This window comes from Enterobacter sp. 03-F-07-AD-ECC (assembly GCF_047530935.1).
Lineage (GTDB): Bacteria > Pseudomonadota > Gammaproteobacteria > Enterobacterales > Enterobacteriaceae > Enterobacter > Enterobacter cloacae.
Genome location: NZ_JBLKBZ010000011.1, coordinates 1 through 15,310, shown reverse-complemented (window position 1 = coordinate 15,310; position 15,310 = coordinate 1). Strand labels below are relative to the sequence as shown.

Annotated in this window: 16 protein-coding genes; 8 read left to right on the top strand and 8 right to left on the bottom strand. The window is 58.7% G+C overall.

The annotated features are described in order from the left end of the window. From ACMWKA_RS16500 to acpT, 5 genes are read left to right on the top strand one after another with little or no spacing between them, the layout of a single operon-like run. A complete protein-coding gene (locus ACMWKA_RS16500; protein WP_058661206.1) occupies positions 1-1,170 on the top strand; it encodes a beta-ketoacyl-[acyl-carrier-protein] synthase family protein in 1,170 nt (389 codons plus the stop codon). Further along, positions 1,167-1,640 carry a 3-hydroxy-fatty acyl-ACP dehydratase gene (locus ACMWKA_RS16495; protein WP_023620062.1) on the top strand — a complete coding sequence of 158 codons (474 nt, stop codon included), beginning with the start codon at positions 1,167-1,169 and terminating at the stop codon, positions 1,638-1,640. The genes ACMWKA_RS16500 and ACMWKA_RS16495 overlap by 4 nt, the downstream gene beginning before the upstream one ends. Continuing rightward, entirely contained in the window at positions 1,637-2,368 is a 732-nt protein-coding gene (locus tag ACMWKA_RS16490) for a 3-ketoacyl-ACP reductase FabG2 (protein ID WP_248766669.1), read from the top strand. Before ACMWKA_RS16495 ends, ACMWKA_RS16490 begins: the two co-directional genes overlap by 4 nt. Continuing rightward, on the top strand, positions 2,365-3,594 hold the full coding sequence (locus tag ACMWKA_RS16485) for a beta-ketoacyl-ACP synthase (RefSeq protein WP_047351930.1): 1,230 nt from the start codon (positions 2,365-2,367) through the stop codon (positions 3,592-3,594). Before ACMWKA_RS16490 ends, ACMWKA_RS16485 begins: the two co-directional genes overlap by 4 nt. 2 nt (positions 3,595-3,596) lie before the next feature. Beyond that, positions 3,597-4,214 carry a 4'-phosphopantetheinyl transferase AcpT gene (gene acpT / locus ACMWKA_RS16480; protein WP_047351929.1) on the top strand — a complete coding sequence of 206 codons (618 nt, stop codon included), beginning with the start codon at positions 3,597-3,599 and terminating at the stop codon, positions 4,212-4,214. Here the strand turns inward: acpT and arnF are convergent. The 8 genes from arnF to ACMWKA_RS16440 form a co-directional block, all read right to left on the bottom strand. Continuing rightward, a complete protein-coding gene (arnF, locus tag ACMWKA_RS16475) occupies positions 4,147-4,551 on the bottom strand; it encodes a 4-amino-4-deoxy-L-arabinose-phosphoundecaprenol flippase subunit ArnF (protein ID WP_013099171.1) in 405 nt (134 codons plus the stop codon). The genes acpT and arnF overlap by 68 nt on opposite strands. Then, entirely contained in the window at positions 4,548-4,886 is a 339-nt protein-coding gene (gene arnE, locus ACMWKA_RS16470; protein WP_013099172.1) for a 4-amino-4-deoxy-L-arabinose-phosphoundecaprenol flippase subunit ArnE, read from the bottom strand. Before arnE ends, arnF begins: the two co-directional genes overlap by 4 nt. Continuing rightward, positions 4,883-6,538 carry a lipid IV(A) 4-amino-4-deoxy-L-arabinosyltransferase gene (gene arnT, locus ACMWKA_RS16465; RefSeq protein WP_062729041.1) on the bottom strand — a complete coding sequence of 552 codons (1,656 nt, stop codon included), beginning with the start codon at positions 6,536-6,538 and terminating at the stop codon, positions 4,883-4,885. The genes arnE and arnT overlap by 4 nt, the downstream gene beginning before the upstream one ends. Next, the gene (gene arnD / locus ACMWKA_RS16460) at positions 6,535-7,437 is read right to left on the bottom strand and encodes a 4-deoxy-4-formamido-L-arabinose-phosphoundecaprenol deformylase (RefSeq protein ID WP_062729039.1); all 903 of its coding nucleotides are present in this window, start codon (positions 7,435-7,437) and stop codon (positions 6,535-6,537) included. Before arnD ends, arnT begins: the two co-directional genes overlap by 4 nt. Continuing rightward, positions 7,434-9,416, bottom strand: coding sequence for a bifunctional UDP-4-amino-4-deoxy-L-arabinose formyltransferase/UDP-glucuronic acid oxidase ArnA (arnA, locus tag ACMWKA_RS16455; RefSeq protein WP_013099175.1), 1,983 nt, complete (start codon positions 9,414-9,416; stop codon positions 7,434-7,436). Before arnA ends, arnD begins: the two co-directional genes overlap by 4 nt. Continuing rightward, positions 9,413-10,396 carry an undecaprenyl-phosphate 4-deoxy-4-formamido-L-arabinose transferase gene (arnC, locus tag ACMWKA_RS16450; RefSeq protein ID WP_013099176.1) on the bottom strand — a complete coding sequence of 328 codons (984 nt, stop codon included), beginning with the start codon at positions 10,394-10,396 and terminating at the stop codon, positions 9,413-9,415. Before arnC ends, arnA begins: the two co-directional genes overlap by 4 nt. A gap of 1 nt (position 10,397) precedes the next feature. After that, positions 10,398-11,537, bottom strand: a complete 1,140-nt coding sequence (arnB, locus tag ACMWKA_RS16445) for a UDP-4-amino-4-deoxy-L-arabinose aminotransferase (RefSeq protein ID WP_062729035.1) — start codon at positions 11,535-11,537, stop codon at positions 10,398-10,400. 324 nt (positions 11,538-11,861) lie between these two features. After that, positions 11,862-12,368, bottom strand: a complete 507-nt coding sequence (locus ACMWKA_RS16440) for a phenolic acid decarboxylase (RefSeq protein ID WP_029883623.1) — start codon at positions 12,366-12,368, stop codon at positions 11,862-11,864. 99 nt (positions 12,369-12,467) lie between these two features. Between ACMWKA_RS16440 and ACMWKA_RS16435 the strand changes: the two genes are divergently transcribed. The 3 genes from ACMWKA_RS16435 (at position 12,468) to ACMWKA_RS16425 (ending at position 14,945) form a co-directional block, all read left to right on the top strand. Then, positions 12,468-13,349 (top strand): LysR family transcriptional regulator, encoded by an 882-nt coding sequence (locus tag ACMWKA_RS16435; protein ID WP_045294878.1) that lies wholly within the window; start codon positions 12,468-12,470, stop codon positions 13,347-13,349. Positions 13,350-13,381: 32 nt separating this feature from the next. Further along, positions 13,382-14,176, top strand: coding sequence for an SDR family NAD(P)-dependent oxidoreductase (locus tag ACMWKA_RS16430; protein WP_020687718.1), 795 nt, complete (start codon positions 13,382-13,384; stop codon positions 14,174-14,176). Positions 14,177-14,282: 106 nt separating this feature from the next. Further along, positions 14,283-14,945 carry an HAD family hydrolase gene (locus ACMWKA_RS16425; protein WP_013099181.1) on the top strand — a complete coding sequence of 221 codons (663 nt, stop codon included), beginning with the start codon at positions 14,283-14,285 and terminating at the stop codon, positions 14,943-14,945. Positions 14,946-15,310 lie beyond the last annotated feature (365 nt).

Sequence of the window (15,310 nt, the reverse complement as noted above, 5' to 3'; positions counted from 1 at the left end):
ATGATTTACATTTCCGCTGTTGGCATGGTCAACGCGCTGGGCAACTCGGCCGATGAGATCGCGGCCAACCTGAACGCCGGGATTGCGCCGGGTATGCGTCATCGCGCCGGATGGCTGCAAGGATTACCTGATGCCATGCTGGGCGGCGTTGAGGGTGAACTGCCGCCGATACCGGATAGCCTGGCAGCACACCGCAGCCGTAATAATCAGCTGTTGCTGGCGGCGCTGGCACAGATTCAGCCTGCCGTTGAGGCAGCCATCGCCCGCGTGGGCCGCGACCGCGTGGCGGTGGTGCTGGGCACCAGCACCTCAGGGCTGGATGAAGGCGATGAGTACGTGCGCCTCTCCCTGAACGGCGAACGCAGCCCGCAATGGCAGTACCCGCAGCAGGAGCTGGGCGATCCCTCCCGCTTCCTCACCAACTGGCTGCAGCTGGATGGCCCGGCGTATACCATTTCGACTGCCTGCTCCTCCAGCGCCCGGGCGATCATCAGCGGGCAGCGTCTGATTGAGGCCGGACTGGTGGACGTCGCCCTTGTAGGCGGGGCAGACAGCTTAAGCCGTATGCCGGTCAATGGTTTTAACAGCCTTGAATCGCTCTCGCCCACGCAGTGCGAACCGTTTGGCCGAGACCGCCGGGGGATCACCATCGGTGAAGCGGCGGCCCTTATGGTGCTGACGCGCGAACCGGATCAGGTTGCGCTGCTGGGGGCGGGTGAATCGAGCGATGCGTACCATATCTCTGCCCCACATCCCGAGGGAGAAGGCGCCATTCGCGCCATTACCCAGGCGCTGAAGGAGGCAGGCATGACGGCAGATGACGTGGGCTATATTAATTTGCACGGCACCGCCACTCCCCTCAACGATCGGATTGAGGCGCACGTGATTAACGCCCTCTTTGGCGACCGGGTACCGTGCAGCTCCACCAAACACCTCACCGGCCATACGCTTGGCGCGGCCGGGATCACTGAAGCCGCATTAAGCTGGCTGATCCTGACCCGTGACCTGCCGCTGCCGCCGCAGGATTTTTCCCGCTACGCGCCGGACGACACGCTGCCGCCTTGCGGCCTGCTGCATCAGCGTGCGCCGCTGACAAAACCGGTGATTTTATCGAACTCATTCGCCTTTGGCGGTAACAACGCCAGCCTTCTGCTGGGGAGAGTGTCATGAGTTATTTATCCCCCGCCGACTACCTGCCCCACGACGCACCGATGATGCTGCTGGAGCGCGTTGAGCGTGTCACCGACAGCAGCGCGGTGTGCAGCGTCACGGTCGACGGGCACGGTGTGCTTGCGCCGTTCCTGAACGTTGACGGCGATCTGCCGGGCTGGTTTGCGCTGGAACTGATGGCCCAGACCGTGGGCGTCTGGTCTGAATGGCACCGTCTGCAAAAAGGCCTGCCCCACAGCCCGCTGGGCATGGTGCTGGGCGCGCGCGAGCTGGTGTGCAGCACGGGCCGCTTTGCTGCAGGCACTACGTTAACCATTACCATTGAGCGCCTGATGCAGGACGAACGCTTTGGCAGCTTTGAATGCACAATCCAGACGGATAACGCCCCCCTTGCCACGGGCCGTGTGAATACGTTCCAGCCCAGCGAGGACGAATTAACCTCACTTTTCTCTCAGGGAGCTTCATCATGACACGTTCCGTACTGGTCACGGGCGCCAGCAAAGGCATTGGCCGCGCCATCGCCTGTCAGCTTGCCGCTGACGGTTTCACCGTAGGCGTGCATTACCATCGCGATGCTGATGGGGCGCATGAGACGCTGGAGGCCATTGTTCAGGCTGGCGGAACGGGTCGTTTACTGACCTTTGACGTGGGCAACCGCGAGCAGTGCCGCGAGGTTCTGGAACAGGAAATCAGCACCTTTGGCGCATGGTATGGCGTGGTCAACAATGCCGGGATAACCCGCGATGGCGCGTTTCCGGCGCTCAGCGACGAGGACTGGGATAGCGTCATCCACACCAACCTCGACAGTTTTTATAACGTTATTCATCCCTGCATCATGCCGATGATCGCAACCCGCAAGGGCGGGCGGATTATCACCCTGTCGTCCGTGTCAGGCGTGATGGGCAACCGCGGACAGGTGAACTACAGTGCCGCCAAGGCCGGTATCATCGGCGCCACCAAAGCGCTGGCCATTGAACTGGCAAAACGCAAAATTACCGTCAACTGCATCGCGCCAGGGCTGATTGATACCGGCATGATCGAGATGGAAGAGGCCGCGCTGAAAGATGCCATGTCCATGATCCCGATGCAGCGCATGGGTCAGGCGGACGAGGTGGCCGGTCTGGCGAGTTATCTGATGTCGGACCGGGCAGGCTATGTGACACGCCAGGTGATCTCGATCAACGGGGGGATGTTATGACGCGTCGGGTGGTGATTACGGGAATGGGAGGCGTGACCGCCTTTGGCGAGGACTGGCCGACCATTTCACAGCGGCTGCTCGGCTACGAAAACGCCGTGCGCACCATGACGGAGTGGCAAGAGTATGCCGGTCTGCAAACGCTGCTGGCCGCCCCCATCGAGGATTTCACCCTTCCGGCACACTATACCCGCAAGCGCATTCGCGCCATGGGCCGCGTGTCGCTGCTCTCCACCCGCGCCACCGAACAGGCGCTTGAGCAGGCGGGCCTGATCGATGACCCGGTACTGACGCAGGGGCAAACCGGCATCGCCTATGGGTCGTCCACGGGCAGCACGGGCCCGGTAAGCGATTTTGCCTCCATGCTGATGGAAAAACACACCAATAACATCACCGGCACCACCTATGTGCAGATGATGCCGCACACCACTGCGGTCAATACCGGCCTGTTCTTTGGTTTGCGGGGACGCGTCATTCCCACGTCGAGTGCCTGTACTTCCGGCAGCCAGGCGATTGGTTACGCCTGGGAGGCCATTCGCCATGGTTATCAGACCGTTATGGTCGCCGGGGGCGCCGAGGAGCTTTGTCCTTCAGAGGCGGCGGTATTTGATACGCTGTTCGCCACCAGCCAGCGCAACGACGCGCCGAAAACCACGCCGTCGCCCTTCGATACCGCGCGCGATGGTCTGGTCATCGGCGAAGGGGCAGGCACACTGATTCTGGAAGAGCTGGAACATGCCAAAGCGCGCGGGGCGACCATCTACGGCGAAATCGTGGGCTTTGCCACCAACTGCGATGCAGCGCATATCACCCAGCCGCAGCGTGAAACCATGCAGATTTGCATGGAGCAATCGCTGGCAATGGCTGGTTTAGGCGCCACGGACATCGGGTATATTTCCGCCCACGGCACCGCCACCGATCGGGGTGATATCGCCGAAAGCCAGGCCACTGCGGCCATCTTTGGCGACAGGGTCCCCCTCTCCTCGCTGAAGAGCTATTTTGGCCATACGTTAGGTGCCTGCGGTGCGCTGGAAGCGTGGATGAGCGTGCAGATGATGCGTGAAGGCTGGTTTGCCCCGACGCTCAATTTAAGACAACCGGATGAGCAATGTGGTGCTTTAGATTATATTATGGGGGAAGCCCGTCAGATTGACTGCGAGTATCTGCAAAGCAATAACTTCGCGTTTGGCGGCATCAATACCTCAATCATTATCAAACGCTGGGCGTAACTATTTACCAGTTTATACTGGGAAAAATCTCCACTCTTTGCGCGGACCCGCTGGCGTCAACGCTCGCAGATATGGCACCTCAGGGTGCGCGAAACCGTTCCTGGCTGGCAGGCAGGACGCTGCTCGCCCGGACATTATCCCCGTCTCCGCTGCCCGATATCGTGTACGGTGAACAGGGAAAACCCGCCTTTGCGAAAGATCATCGGCTCTGGTTTAACCTGAGCCACAGCGGGGACGACATTGCCCTGCTGGTGAGCGATGAAGGTGAAGTAGGCTGCGATATCGAAGTGATACGCCCGCGTGATAACTGGCAGGCACTGGCGAACGCGGTTTTCAGCGTGGCGGAACATGCAGAGCTGGAACGCGAAGCGCAGGAGGCGAAGCTCCCGGCTTTCTGGGGGATCTGGACGCGTAAAGAGGCGATTGTAAAGCAACGAGGCGGCAGCGCCTGGCAGATTGTCAGCATCGACAGTACCTCTGAGGTCCACTCGGTCAGCCAGCTTCAGTTTGGCTCGCTGAGTCTCGCCGTCTGCACGCCCACTCCGTTCACCCTTACCCCCGGGGTGATTTTTCACCACGAGATGTCCGGGGCAGGAATATCACCAGCACGCCCAGCATAATCAACCCGACACCCGCCAGCCCCTGCCACGAGAACGACTCGCCCCAGCCGGGCAGCAGGATCGCCGCGCCCCACACCAGAATATAACTGAGGCTCAGCAAGGCGTACGCTTTGCTGAGCGCCATGCGATGCAGCGCCAGATACCAGCAGCCCATAGAGGCCACATAGCCCATCAGCCCCAGCAGCAGCGCGCCGGTACCGGACGAAAAATGCCAGAGAGCCCTGAAAAATGCCAGCGCCTCGCCGACGGGCGGAAGCGCCTGCATGGCGCTGCGCAGCAGCAACTGCGCGGCACTGACTAACGCCACGCTGCATAACGCCCAGCACGCCCCTTTCACAGGCTTCCTCCCAGCAGAACAATCCCGATCATAATCAACCCTACGCCCAGCCAGTGATGTCGGGCCACCTTCTCATGCCAGAGCCCCTTCGCCGCCAGCGTCACCCAGACAAAATTAAGGCTCAGCATGGGATAGGCGACCCCGACGGGAAGACGCTGCAATACCACCAGCCAGACCAGCATGCCGCAGCCCAGCGCCAGCAAGGCGAGCCCCAGCCAGAGCACAATATGGGCACCACGCCGCCCGGTTTTCGCCGGACGGGTCGCTTGCTTCTGACAGAGCTGTCCCGCGCAGGTCAGCAGGCTTGCCAGCACCAGCCAAAGCCAGGTCATCATTGCGGCAGATACTGCAGGTAAGCCAGCCGCCCCTGGATATACAGGTAGTCCGGCTTTGGCAGGTTATCCCGGTTCAGATCGTCGTTCTTCGACAGCAGGATCACCAGCGACACGCTCCCCTGCTGGCGATGCCTCGCCAGCCACTGCGCAAAGTCATCTTTAGTGATAAAGCGGTCTTTCACGTCCGGATAATCCAGCCCGTAACGCAGCTCACCGCTCTGACCAAACATGATGATGTCATTACGTTTAAGCTCCCACGCCAGCCCTGCCGCCACGCCGACGTTATCGGCCAGCACGAACCGGCTCTGCTGGAGCGGGTCGCGCACGGTATCCACCAGCGACTGTGGCTGTTTGGAGTCCACCACCAGGTTGGGAATGGCAAAACCAATCAGCAACGCCAGCCCGGCAGGGCACAGCGCCGCCAGCCACCAGCGCTGCTGGCTCCGTCTGAAGCTAAACCAGCCCACCACGGCCCAGACGAGGAAGGCCACCACCGCGCAGAAGACTTTATACAGCTCGACCGACGTCCAGACCGGGTGCTTAGCCAGCCCCCACGGCGACACGACTAACGCCGCGATGACACCGAGGGTACCGAACGCCAGGTTGATCCCGGCATTGATGCGTAACACGCTGGCCCCCTTTTCCGCAGCGAGGCAGGCATAGCGCGCCATCAGGATCGCCAGCGGGGCAAAACACGGCAGGATGTAGGTAGGCAGCTTGCCTTTGGCAATGCTGAAGAATAAAAGCGGCATCACCACCCAACCGAGCAGATAAAGCCCGCCGCCTGCCGGATGTTTTTCACGCCAGCCCAGACGCAGCGCACCGGGCAACAGCGCCAGCCACGGCAGACTGCCCGCGACCAGGAATGGCAGGTAATACCAGAACGGGGCTTTGTGCTGGGCGTCGCTTTGGGCAAAACGCTGAATGTGTTCAACCCAGAAGAAGTAGCGCCAGAAATCGGGTTCACGCTGGGCAATCGCCAGCCCCCAGGGCAAGACAATAAGCACGCAGCTCAGGATCGCAAGCCCGCCAAAACTCAGCACCTCTTTCCAGCGCTTTTGGACAATCACCCACGGCAGGACGCCAAGGACCGGCACCGCCAGAGCGAGAAAGCCTTTGGTCATCACCCCCATGCCGCAGGCCAGCCCCAACACGATGTAGCCCCCCGCTTTGCCAGTCAGGGTCTGCGCCTGCGAGGCCAGCCAGAAACTGCACATCGCCGCCGCCAGCCACAGGGAGATGATGGGGTCGAGCACGGCATAGGTGCCAATGCCATAGACCAGAAACAGCGTCAGGAAGATAAGGCCGGAGAACAGGGCAACGCGTTTATCGCGCCAGAGTTGCCAGGCCATCCAGATAACCAGTAGCGCCGTCAGGCCGGTGGAAAAGATGGCCCCGGCGCGCACGGCAAAGTTTGTATGGCCAAACAGCAGTTGCCCGAGGCTGTTGACCCAGTAGCCAGCAATCGGCTTTTCAAAGTAACGCAGCCCCAGAAAATGCGGCACAATCCAGTTGCCGGAGGCGAGCATTTCACGGCTGATTTCCGCATAGCGCGTTTCATCAGGCTGCCATAACAGACGGATATCAACCGGAATGAGATAGTAAACAATAAACAGGGCGAAAAGCCCTAAGCCATAACGGGCGACTTTCATGGTACCGGACTCACGGTTTGTTGATAGCCAAGCCAGCCTTCCCGGCCAGCCATTTCACTTCGCACAATTTTGCCGACGGGCAGCGTACTGAGATCGTCTGGCAGCAGGTCGATCAACGGGCAGAACTGAATCCCCTCCTGCGCCGCCAGCGTCAACAGCGCATCGAAATCATGCTGATACGCAATCCCTTCCACCTCGGCGTGGATGGTGTAGACCGGCGTGCCAGTGTCGCGATGTATACGGTCCAGAATGTAGCGGTTGAAGCCGTCGGCGGTCACCTCGCGCCCCACCACTTCATCCCAGGTGGGCAGGGTGACCGGGATTTGCACCGTGCCAACGCGGCTTTCACCGAGCTGCGGTAAAAATGGTCCGCTGCCCCGGCAATCGCTGTTGTAGCGAAACGCGAACGGCTCTTTGGCTTTCACGACGCGTTGATCCGCACGCCATCCAGCCACGGCGGAGCAACGCACCGACTGCCCGATAATGGCCTCCAGCTCCCGCAGACCACGCTCGATTTCCCGGGCCAGGCGAGGAATGTCCCAGACGCCCGCCCAGGCCTGCCAGGCATGGTGATCCCAGGCATGCAGGCCGACCTCATGGTGCTGCGCCGCTTCACGGATGATGGCTTCGTTACCCGCGCCGATACGCCTGCCGGGCCATGCGGTACCGGCCAGCAAAATATCCCAGCCGTAGAGCGATGCTGCGCGCGAGCGCAGCATTTTGAACAGAAATGCCGGTTTAACCAGACGCCATAAATGACGTCCCATGTTGTCTGGCCCCACGCTGAAGAAGATGCTGGCACGCACATCGTGCTTGCTCAGCAGCCTCAGCAGTCCGGGAACGCCGTCACGCGTTCCCCTGAAGGTATCGACATCAATGCGTAAACCGACTTTTTTCATGAGGCCTGTTCCGACAGCTCCACGGTGCGCAGGAAGAAATCGAGCGTCTCATCAATGGTCTGCTCCATCTTCACCGTTGGCGTCCAGTTCAGGCAGCGCTTCGCATTGCGAATGCTCGGCTTGCGGTGCTCAACGTCCTGGTAGCCTTTGCCATAGTAGCTGCTGCTTTCCACTTCGCGGAATCCTGCAAACGGCGGGAACTGGTTACGTAGCGGATGGCGCTCGAAGCTTGCCAGCAGCATTTCGGCCAGTTCACGAATGCTCGCTTCGTTATCCGGGTTGCCGATGTTGATGATCTCCCCGTTGCAGCGGCCATCCTTGTTTTCAATGATGCGGAACAGGGCTTCGATGCCGTCGCTAATGTCGGTGAAGCAGCGTTTTTGTTTACCGCCTTCAATGAGCTTAATGGGCGAGCCTTCCACCAGGTTCAGGATCAGCTGGGTAATGGCGCGGGAACTACCAATGCGCGCCGCGTTCAGGTTATCCAGACGTGGCCCCATCCAGTTGAACGGCCGGAACAGGGTAAAGCGCAGCCCTTCTTTCTCGCCGTAGGCCCAAATCACGCGGTCCAGCAGCTGTTTAGAGACGGAGTAAATCCAGCGCTGCTTGTTGATCGGCCCGACCACCAGGTTAGAGGTATCTTCATCGAAGTTTTTATCGGTACACATGCCGTACACTTCGGAGGTGGACGGGAAGATGATGCGCTTATCGTATTTCACGCAGTCGCGGATAATCTTCAGGTTCTCTTCAAAGTCCAGCTCGAATACGCGCAGCGGGTTGCGGGTGTACTCAATCGGCGTGGCAATGGCGACCAGCGGCAGCACCACGTCGCATTTTTTGATGTGGTACTCGATCCACTCGGAGTGGATGCTGATATCCCCTTCCACGAAATGGAAGCGCGGGCAGTCAAGGAAACGGCTGATGGCATCGGAGCCAATGTCGAGGCCATAAATTTCGTAGTTATCGTCTTTCAGCAGACGCTCGGTCAGGTGGTTACCAATAAAACCGTTCACGCCGAGGATCAGCACGCGGGTGCGGCGCTTAATTGCCACCACCGGGGCGCTGGTGATCAAGGCGCCGGGAACCAGCCCCAGAGACTGCGCCAGCTGCGCGCCCTGCACATAAACGCCGTTGTCGGTCTGACCGGTCACGATCTCCAGCGCCTGCTCGCCGCAGCTGACAATCAGCGGAGAGACAGAGACGATGGTGCCCGGTTTCGCGGCCGGGACATCGTCGCGCACGCGGGATTTCCAGACGATGAATTTGCTGACGCCGGCAAAGCTATACGCCCCCGGCCAGGGGTCGGTCACCGCGCGCACCAGGTTGTGCAACTGGCGGGCGGGCTTGTTCCAGTCCAGACGGCCGTCTTCCGGCGTGCGGCGGCCAAAACAACTCGCCTTGCTCTCGTCCTGAGCGGTCTCGCTGAAGGTGCCGTTCAGGATGGTCGGCAGTGCATCGCGCAGCAGGCTTTGTGCCACCGAGCAGAGTTTCTGATGAAGCTGCAGCGCCGTCTCATCCGCATCAATGGCAACACGCTGCTGCGCGATGATGGCGCCCGCATCCGCGCGGTGCACCATGCGGTGCAGGGTCACGCCGGTTTCAGTTTCGCCATTCACCAGCACCCAGTTCAGCGGCGCGCGGCCACGGTAGGCGGGCAGCAATGAGCCGTGAAGGTTAAATGCCCCTTTCGTCGCCAGACGTAAAATATCGTCGCAAATCAGGTTGCGGTAGTAGAACGAGAAGATGACATCCGGGGCGGTGTCGCGAATGCGATCCACCCACAGCGGGTGGTTGATATCGTCCGGCGCGTAGACCGGAATGCCGCGCTCGGCGGCGATACGCGCCACGGAGCCAAAGAAGTTATTCTCGCCTGCGGCGTCCGGATGCGTGAAGATGGCAGCGATATCATAACCCGCTTCAAGCAGGGCAAGCAGGCCCGCGCACCCCATATCGTGATAGGCAAAGACAACAGCTTTCATGGGTGTTTTTCCTCTTGAGAGACTTTGTGTTCCTGGCGGACAACACGTTGAATAAAGTAGCGCGGACGTGCGCGAACATCGTTATAGATACGGCCAATGTACTCACCGAGCAGGCCCATCCCGACAAACTGGGCGCCGATGAACATGAACAGCACGGCAAAGAGCATGAAGACCCCTTCCGCCGCCCACTGGGGGCCAAAGACCAGACGCAGGACGACCAGCAAAACGGAAAGCGTGAACCCGGCCAGCGCGATAATGCTGCCAAAGACGCTCAGCAGGCGCAGCGGCGTGGTGGTCAGGCAGGTGATGAGGTCGTACATCAGGTTGATAAGACGCATAAAGCTGTACTTGGACTCCCCGTGCTCACGCTCGGCGTGCAGCACCGGGATCTCCGTCGCCTTACGGGCAAAGGTATTCGCCAGAATCGGAATGAAGGTGCTGCGTTCATGGCAGTGCAGCATGGCGTCGACAATATGGCGGCGATAGGCGCGCAGCATGCAGCCGTAATCGCCCATCGCTTTGCCGGTGGTGCGCTGGATCAGGCGGTTGATGGTGCGGGAAGCTAGCTTGCGGAACAGGCTATCCTGACGATTCTGCCGTACCGTACCCACCACGTCGTACCCTTCGTCGGCTTTGGCGACCAGCCGGGGGATCTCCTCCGGCGGGTTTTGCAGATCGGCATCCAGCGTGATGACCAAATCCCCCGTCACGTGGCTGAACCCGGCCATAATGGCCGAGTGCTGGCCATAGTTGCGGTTAAGCAGCACCGCGACGATATGGCTGCCTTCGGCCTGCGCAGCCTCGGTCAACATCAGGGCGGAGTTATCGCTGCTGCCGTCATCCACCAGCAGGATTTCGTAGGCTTTGCCCAGCGTCTCGCAGGCGGCGGTGGTGCGGCGGATCAGTTCGGGCAGGCTCTCCTGCTCGTTATAAACGGGGATCACCACAGAAACTTTTTGTACAGGCGGCGCACTGAACATATCAATGTCCTGCAAGCTGATGGAGCGCGGTAATGACGCGGGTTGTGTCGTCATGAGTCATGTCCGGGAAAAGTGGGAGAGAACAAATACGCGCGCTGTTCCATTCAGAATGCGGGAGCGATACATCAGGAAAACGCTCGCGGTAGTATTTTTGGGTGTGTGCCGCGCGGAAATGCAGGCCAGTGCCGATGCCCTTCTCCTTCAGGGCCGCCATCAGGTTATCGCGGGAGATCCCGCAGCGGGCTTCATCCACGCGAATAATAAACAGGTGCCAGGCGTGCACATGCGGCCATGATGGAATAGTGAGCGGCTGGAACGGCGTGTCGGCCAGCTCGCACAGGTAGCGTTCGGCGATGTCCTGACGGCGTTTATTGGCCTGTTTCAGTTTGCCCAACTGCACCAGCGCCAGCGCGGCGTTGATATCCGCGAGGTTGTATTTAAAGCCGGGCGCGATCACTTCGGCCTGCGGCGCGCGGCCGTGGGTCTGGCGGTCATAGGCATCGACGCCCAGACCGTGGAATTTCAGGCTGCGGATTTTTTGTGCCAGCTGTTCGTCATCCGTCACCACCAGACCGCCCTCGGCGCAGGTCATATTTTTAATGGCGTGGAAGGAGAAAATTGCCGTGCCCTGCCAGCCCACGTGACGGTCTTTGTAGTACGTGCCCGCGGCGTGTGCCGCATCTTCGATCACCGGAATACCGTGACGTTCCCCCACCGCGCGGATAGCATCGATATCACACGGCGCACCGGCGTAATGCACCGGGATAATCGCTTTGGTACGCGGCGTAATCGCGGCGTCTACCGCGTCCGGGGTGACCATCAGGGTATCTTTGTCCACATCGATCATCACCGGGTTTGCCCCCAGCAGAACGATCATATTCAGCGTGGAGACCCAGGTCAGGGAGGGGGTGATGACGTCATCGCCAGGGCCAATACCCAGCGCCATCAGGGTGACGTGCATCCCGGCCGTTGCCGAACTGACGGCAATGGCGTGGTGATTCCCGGTCAGCTGACAAAATGCCTCTTCCAGCGCCTGATTTTTCGGCCCGGTCGTGATCCAGCCAGAGGTTAATACCTCCTGCAACGCCGCGATTTCCTCATTACCCATTGAGGGGCGGGAAAAAGGCAAAAAATCACTCATCATTAATTTCCTTGCAATAAGAATGGCATGCTTTTGATATTAACCAATTAGCGGACCGTTTATTTCAACGGTTCATAAACTCATATCAAGGTAGCGCTCATTTCTTAGGGAAAAATTAAGAGAGGAAATTAAAATGTTTTCATATGAATATAAATATCTTTAAAAACATAAAGTTATAAAATTATGAATTATTTATTTTGTGACAGCACTCAATTTTTTCAAAATGTAACGTTTAAACCAAAGCTCAACAAACAAAAAAAATCCCGGTTATTTCTTTAAAAACAGAAATAACCGGGAACTTTTCTTTTTAGTTAATTGTCGCGCTTATTTTAAATTATTTGGGAAGTCAGCGGGCAATTCACTGGCCGCACACGCAATTACGCTGTCATCGTTGGCCCCACAGTCGCGCACGAAGGTAATGGTGGCAAATTCATCAATCACTTCTGTTGGATAGGCCGGACCTGCATCGCGATAGCTGTTCATCAGTGGAATGTGATCGTTCTGGAAGCAGACGGTTTTTTCCGGGTTGTTCATGACCCAACGCGGGAAGAAGATAGTGCCATGGAACAGTTTGTCCCCAAGGTTCACAATCAGGCTAACGTCGGTGCCGGTGGGTTCAGTCCAGGAAATTTTATAAATACTCTCACCTACGCGAACAACATACACCTGCTGATCTTTTACCCAACGATTCCCCACCAGGCCGCTGTGAATACGGTAGTCGATGGTATTTTCATTTTTGATATAAATCTCGTAGTTCCAGCCATTATCGTAGGTATAAACCAGATGTTTGCCGATGAAGCCGCTTAAGTCGTGTTTGTCGAAGGTGCTCATATAATGTCTCCTTTGTTTTGATGAGACGATCCTACCCCTTCAAAAAATGAATGAATAACGCTATGTTTGAATCAAATTCATCCAAATTTTAGATTAATTATGCACAAGACGACGCTCGAACAATGGTCCTTGCTGGAGAAGGTGGTGGATGCGGGCAGTTTTGCCAGAGCCGCGGAAGAAACGCACCGCAGCCAGTCTTCCGTCAGCTATAACCTGGCGCTACTGCAGGAACGGCTGGGGGTGGCGCTTCTGGTGCAGGAAGGCCGTCGGGCGGTGTTGACCCCTGCCGGGGAACTGCTGCTCAACCAGGTCAAACCGCTGCTGAAAGCCTTCGCGTACGTTGAGACACGCGCGCTTACCCTGCGTAACGGAATGCGCACGCGGCTGGATCTGGTGGTGGACAATATCTTCCCCCGCCGTCGTCTGTTTGCCATCCTGCGTCAGTTCCAGCAGCAGTATCCGCAGACTCAGGTCCGTCTCACCGAAGTGCTGGAAAATACCCGCGCCGATGCCATCAATGATGAAGCCGATGTGATGGTCTTAACCCGCCGCCAGGATATGACCGGGCTTGGCGAATGGCTGATGAATATCGACTTTGTTGCCGTGGCCCATCATCAGCATCCGCTCTTTCAGCTCGACGCGCCGCTGAACGACGACATGCTCCGCCCGTGGCCGCTGATTAAAATTGCGGACAACCAGACCGCGGCGCACTCCGCCAGTGGCTCGTGGACCTTTTCCACCATTGACGCGGCCATTGAGGCGGTGATGTCGCAGGTGGGTTACGGCTGGCTGCCGGAGGAGCGCATTCAGACTCAGCTGGAACAAGGGGTACTGAAGATGCTGCCGCTCAGCCATGGCGTGCGGCGAGCCACGCCGCTGCACCTGATTGTGAAGCGCTCGCTTAGCCCGCTGGACGAACAGGTTGAGACGCTATTGCGCCTTTTTAGCCAGGAGCCGTCATCGTCACCTGCTACGCTTTAAGGTCCGAACGTTAAAACGATAAGGAGCAGATGATGAAAATCGACTTTACGGGGAAAGTGGCGCTGGTCACCGCCTCAACGGGTGGAATTGGCTTCGCCATTGCCAGAGGGTTGGCAGAAAGCGGTGCGGAAGTGATCGTCAATGGCCGCAGTACCGAGTCGGTGAATAAAGGTATTCAGCAGCTGCAGCAGGTGGTGCCGGGCGTGCAGGTGCGTGCCGCGATAGCCGATCTCAGCACGCCGGAAGGGGTCGAGTCGCTGCTGAAGGTGGCGAATAACGTGGACATTCTGGTCAACAATGCCGGGATTTACGGGCCGCAGGATTTCTATGCCACCGACGATGACACCTGGGAACGTTACTGGCAGACCAACGTGATGTCCGGCGTGCGTCTCTCCCGCGCACTGCTTCCCGGCATGGTGAAGAAAGGCTGGGGCCGCGTGGTATTTATCTCCTCCGAGTCGGCCTGCAATATCCCGGCGGACATGATCCACTACGGCGTGACCAAAACGGCACAGCTCTCGCTGGCACGCGGGCTGGCGAAGTTCGTGGCGGGTAGCGGCGTGACGGTCAACAGCGTATTGCCGGGGCCGACGATGTCTGACGGATTCGCAGAGATGATGAAAGACGAGATCGAGAAGACCGGTAAATCGCTGGAACAGCTGGCAAAAGAGTTTGTGATGGCCAACCGCCCCAGCTCGGTGATCCAGCGAGCGGCCACGGTTGAAGAGGTCGCCAATATGGTGGTCTATGTCTGCTCAGCGCAGGCCTCCGCCACGTCTGGCGCGGCGTTGCGCGTCGACGGTGGCGTGGTGGATGACATTATCTGAGTGGCTCAGGCCACAAGAATGAGAAAAAAAGCGTGAGGTTTAAGGACTGTGGCACCAAAGCAGGTAAACTAACGAGCAGAATGTGTATTTCAGCTAAGACGTATTTATGACCAATATGATTGCCGACGAGACCGTGGCCAAATCTAACGTGCTCTCTGTCTTCGACTTTGATGGAACGTTAACACACCACGATAGCTTCATCCCTTTCCTGCGTTTTGCCTTCGGGAAACGTTACTTCGCGGGACGACTGGTGCGTATGGCATTGCCGACGCTCCACTGCGTGCGCCGCAAGCTAACGCGTGATGAGCTAAAAGAGGTGCTGATCAAAACGTTCCTGACGGGGGTGGATGAACACTGGTTACGTCAGCAGGCGGAAGCGTTTTGCGAAAAATACTGGAACAAGCTGATGCGCCCCGAGGGGGTGCTGGCGGTGGCGGCGGAGGTGAACTCTGGCGCGGAAGTGACCATCTGTTCCGCCTCTCCGGCACTGGTGCTCCAGCCGTGGGCTGACAAGCTTGGCATCAAGCTGATTGGCACACAACTGGAAGTGAAAGACGGTAAGCTGACCGGGCGCATTACCGGCAACAACTGCCGCTGCGCCCAGAAAGTCGCCAGACTGGAAAAGGTGTATGGCAATCTGAACGAGTACCACCTGCGCGCCTGGGGGGATACCCGTGGCGACCACGAACTGCTGGCCGCAGCGCAGGATCCACACTGGCGGCACTTCCACCCACCGCGCAAGCGCCGCAACTCACCGATTAAGGGTTAGGTGCGGTCTGGTGCCCTCACCCCGGCCCTCTCCCACAGGGCTGAGGGTTCCCCACAAAATAATACCTGCACGGAGGACTCCCTCTCCCTTGAGGGAGAGGGCTGGGGTGAGGGGGAACATATGGCTGTAGAGGTAATTCCGTTCACTTTACGTTCCTTGCAGCTCTGTAACAACATGACCCGTGAACGTGCCAGGGTGGCTCAGTCGCCACCACCCTGGCAACCCGGGCTCCCGGCGGTAAATCGCCGCTTCGCGGTGCCTTCGGTTTATTCCTTCCGGCTTATCGGGGACGGGCGGATGTAACGTCCCTGTAAAGCCGCCCTCTCGGCGCATCCATGCGCCTCGCCCCGGCCTGCAGGAAACGC

What these genes read in the sequence shown, in the direction of transcription:
- ACMWKA_RS16500 (WP_058661206.1), top strand. Translation starts at nt 1, where the DNA reads ATGATTTACATTTCCGCTGTTGGCATGGTCAACGCGCTGGGCAACTCG.
- ACMWKA_RS16425 (WP_013099181.1), top strand. Translation starts at nt 14,283, where the DNA reads ATGACCAATATGATTGCCGACGAGACCGTGGCCAAATCTAACGTGCTC.
- arnC (WP_013099176.1), bottom strand. Translation starts at nt 10,396, where the DNA reads ATGTTCAGTGCGCCGCCTGTACAAAAAGTTTCTGTGGTGATCCCCGTT.
- arnA (WP_013099175.1), bottom strand. Translation starts at nt 9,416, where the DNA reads ATGAAAGCTGTTGTCTTTGCCTATCACGATATGGGGTGCGCGGGCCTG.
- ACMWKA_RS16440 (WP_029883623.1), bottom strand. Translation starts at nt 12,368, where the DNA reads ATGAGCACCTTCGACAAACACGACTTAAGCGGCTTCATCGGCAAACAT.
- ACMWKA_RS16430 (WP_020687718.1), top strand. Translation starts at nt 13,382, where the DNA reads ATGAAAATCGACTTTACGGGGAAAGTGGCGCTGGTCACCGCCTCAACG.
- ACMWKA_RS16490 (WP_248766669.1), top strand. Translation starts at nt 1,637, where the DNA reads ATGACACGTTCCGTACTGGTCACGGGCGCCAGCAAAGGCATTGGCCGC.
- ACMWKA_RS16435 (WP_045294878.1), top strand. Translation starts at nt 12,468, where the DNA reads ATGCACAAGACGACGCTCGAACAATGGTCCTTGCTGGAGAAGGTGGTG.
- arnT (WP_062729041.1), bottom strand. Translation starts at nt 6,538, where the DNA reads ATGAAAGTCGCCCGTTATGGCTTAGGGCTTTTCGCCCTGTTTATTGTT.
- arnB (WP_062729035.1), bottom strand. Translation starts at nt 11,537, where the DNA reads ATGAGTGATTTTTTGCCTTTTTCCCGCCCCTCAATGGGTAATGAGGAA.
- ACMWKA_RS16485 (WP_047351930.1), top strand. Translation starts at nt 2,365, where the DNA reads ATGACGCGTCGGGTGGTGATTACGGGAATGGGAGGCGTGACCGCCTTT.
- arnE (WP_013099172.1), bottom strand. Translation starts at nt 4,886, where the DNA reads ATGATGACCTGGCTTTGGCTGGTGCTGGCAAGCCTGCTGACCTGCGCG.
- ACMWKA_RS16495 (WP_023620062.1), top strand. Translation starts at nt 1,167, where the DNA reads ATGAGTTATTTATCCCCCGCCGACTACCTGCCCCACGACGCACCGATG.
- arnD (WP_062729039.1), bottom strand. Translation starts at nt 7,437, where the DNA reads ATGAAAAAAGTCGGTTTACGCATTGATGTCGATACCTTCAGGGGAACG.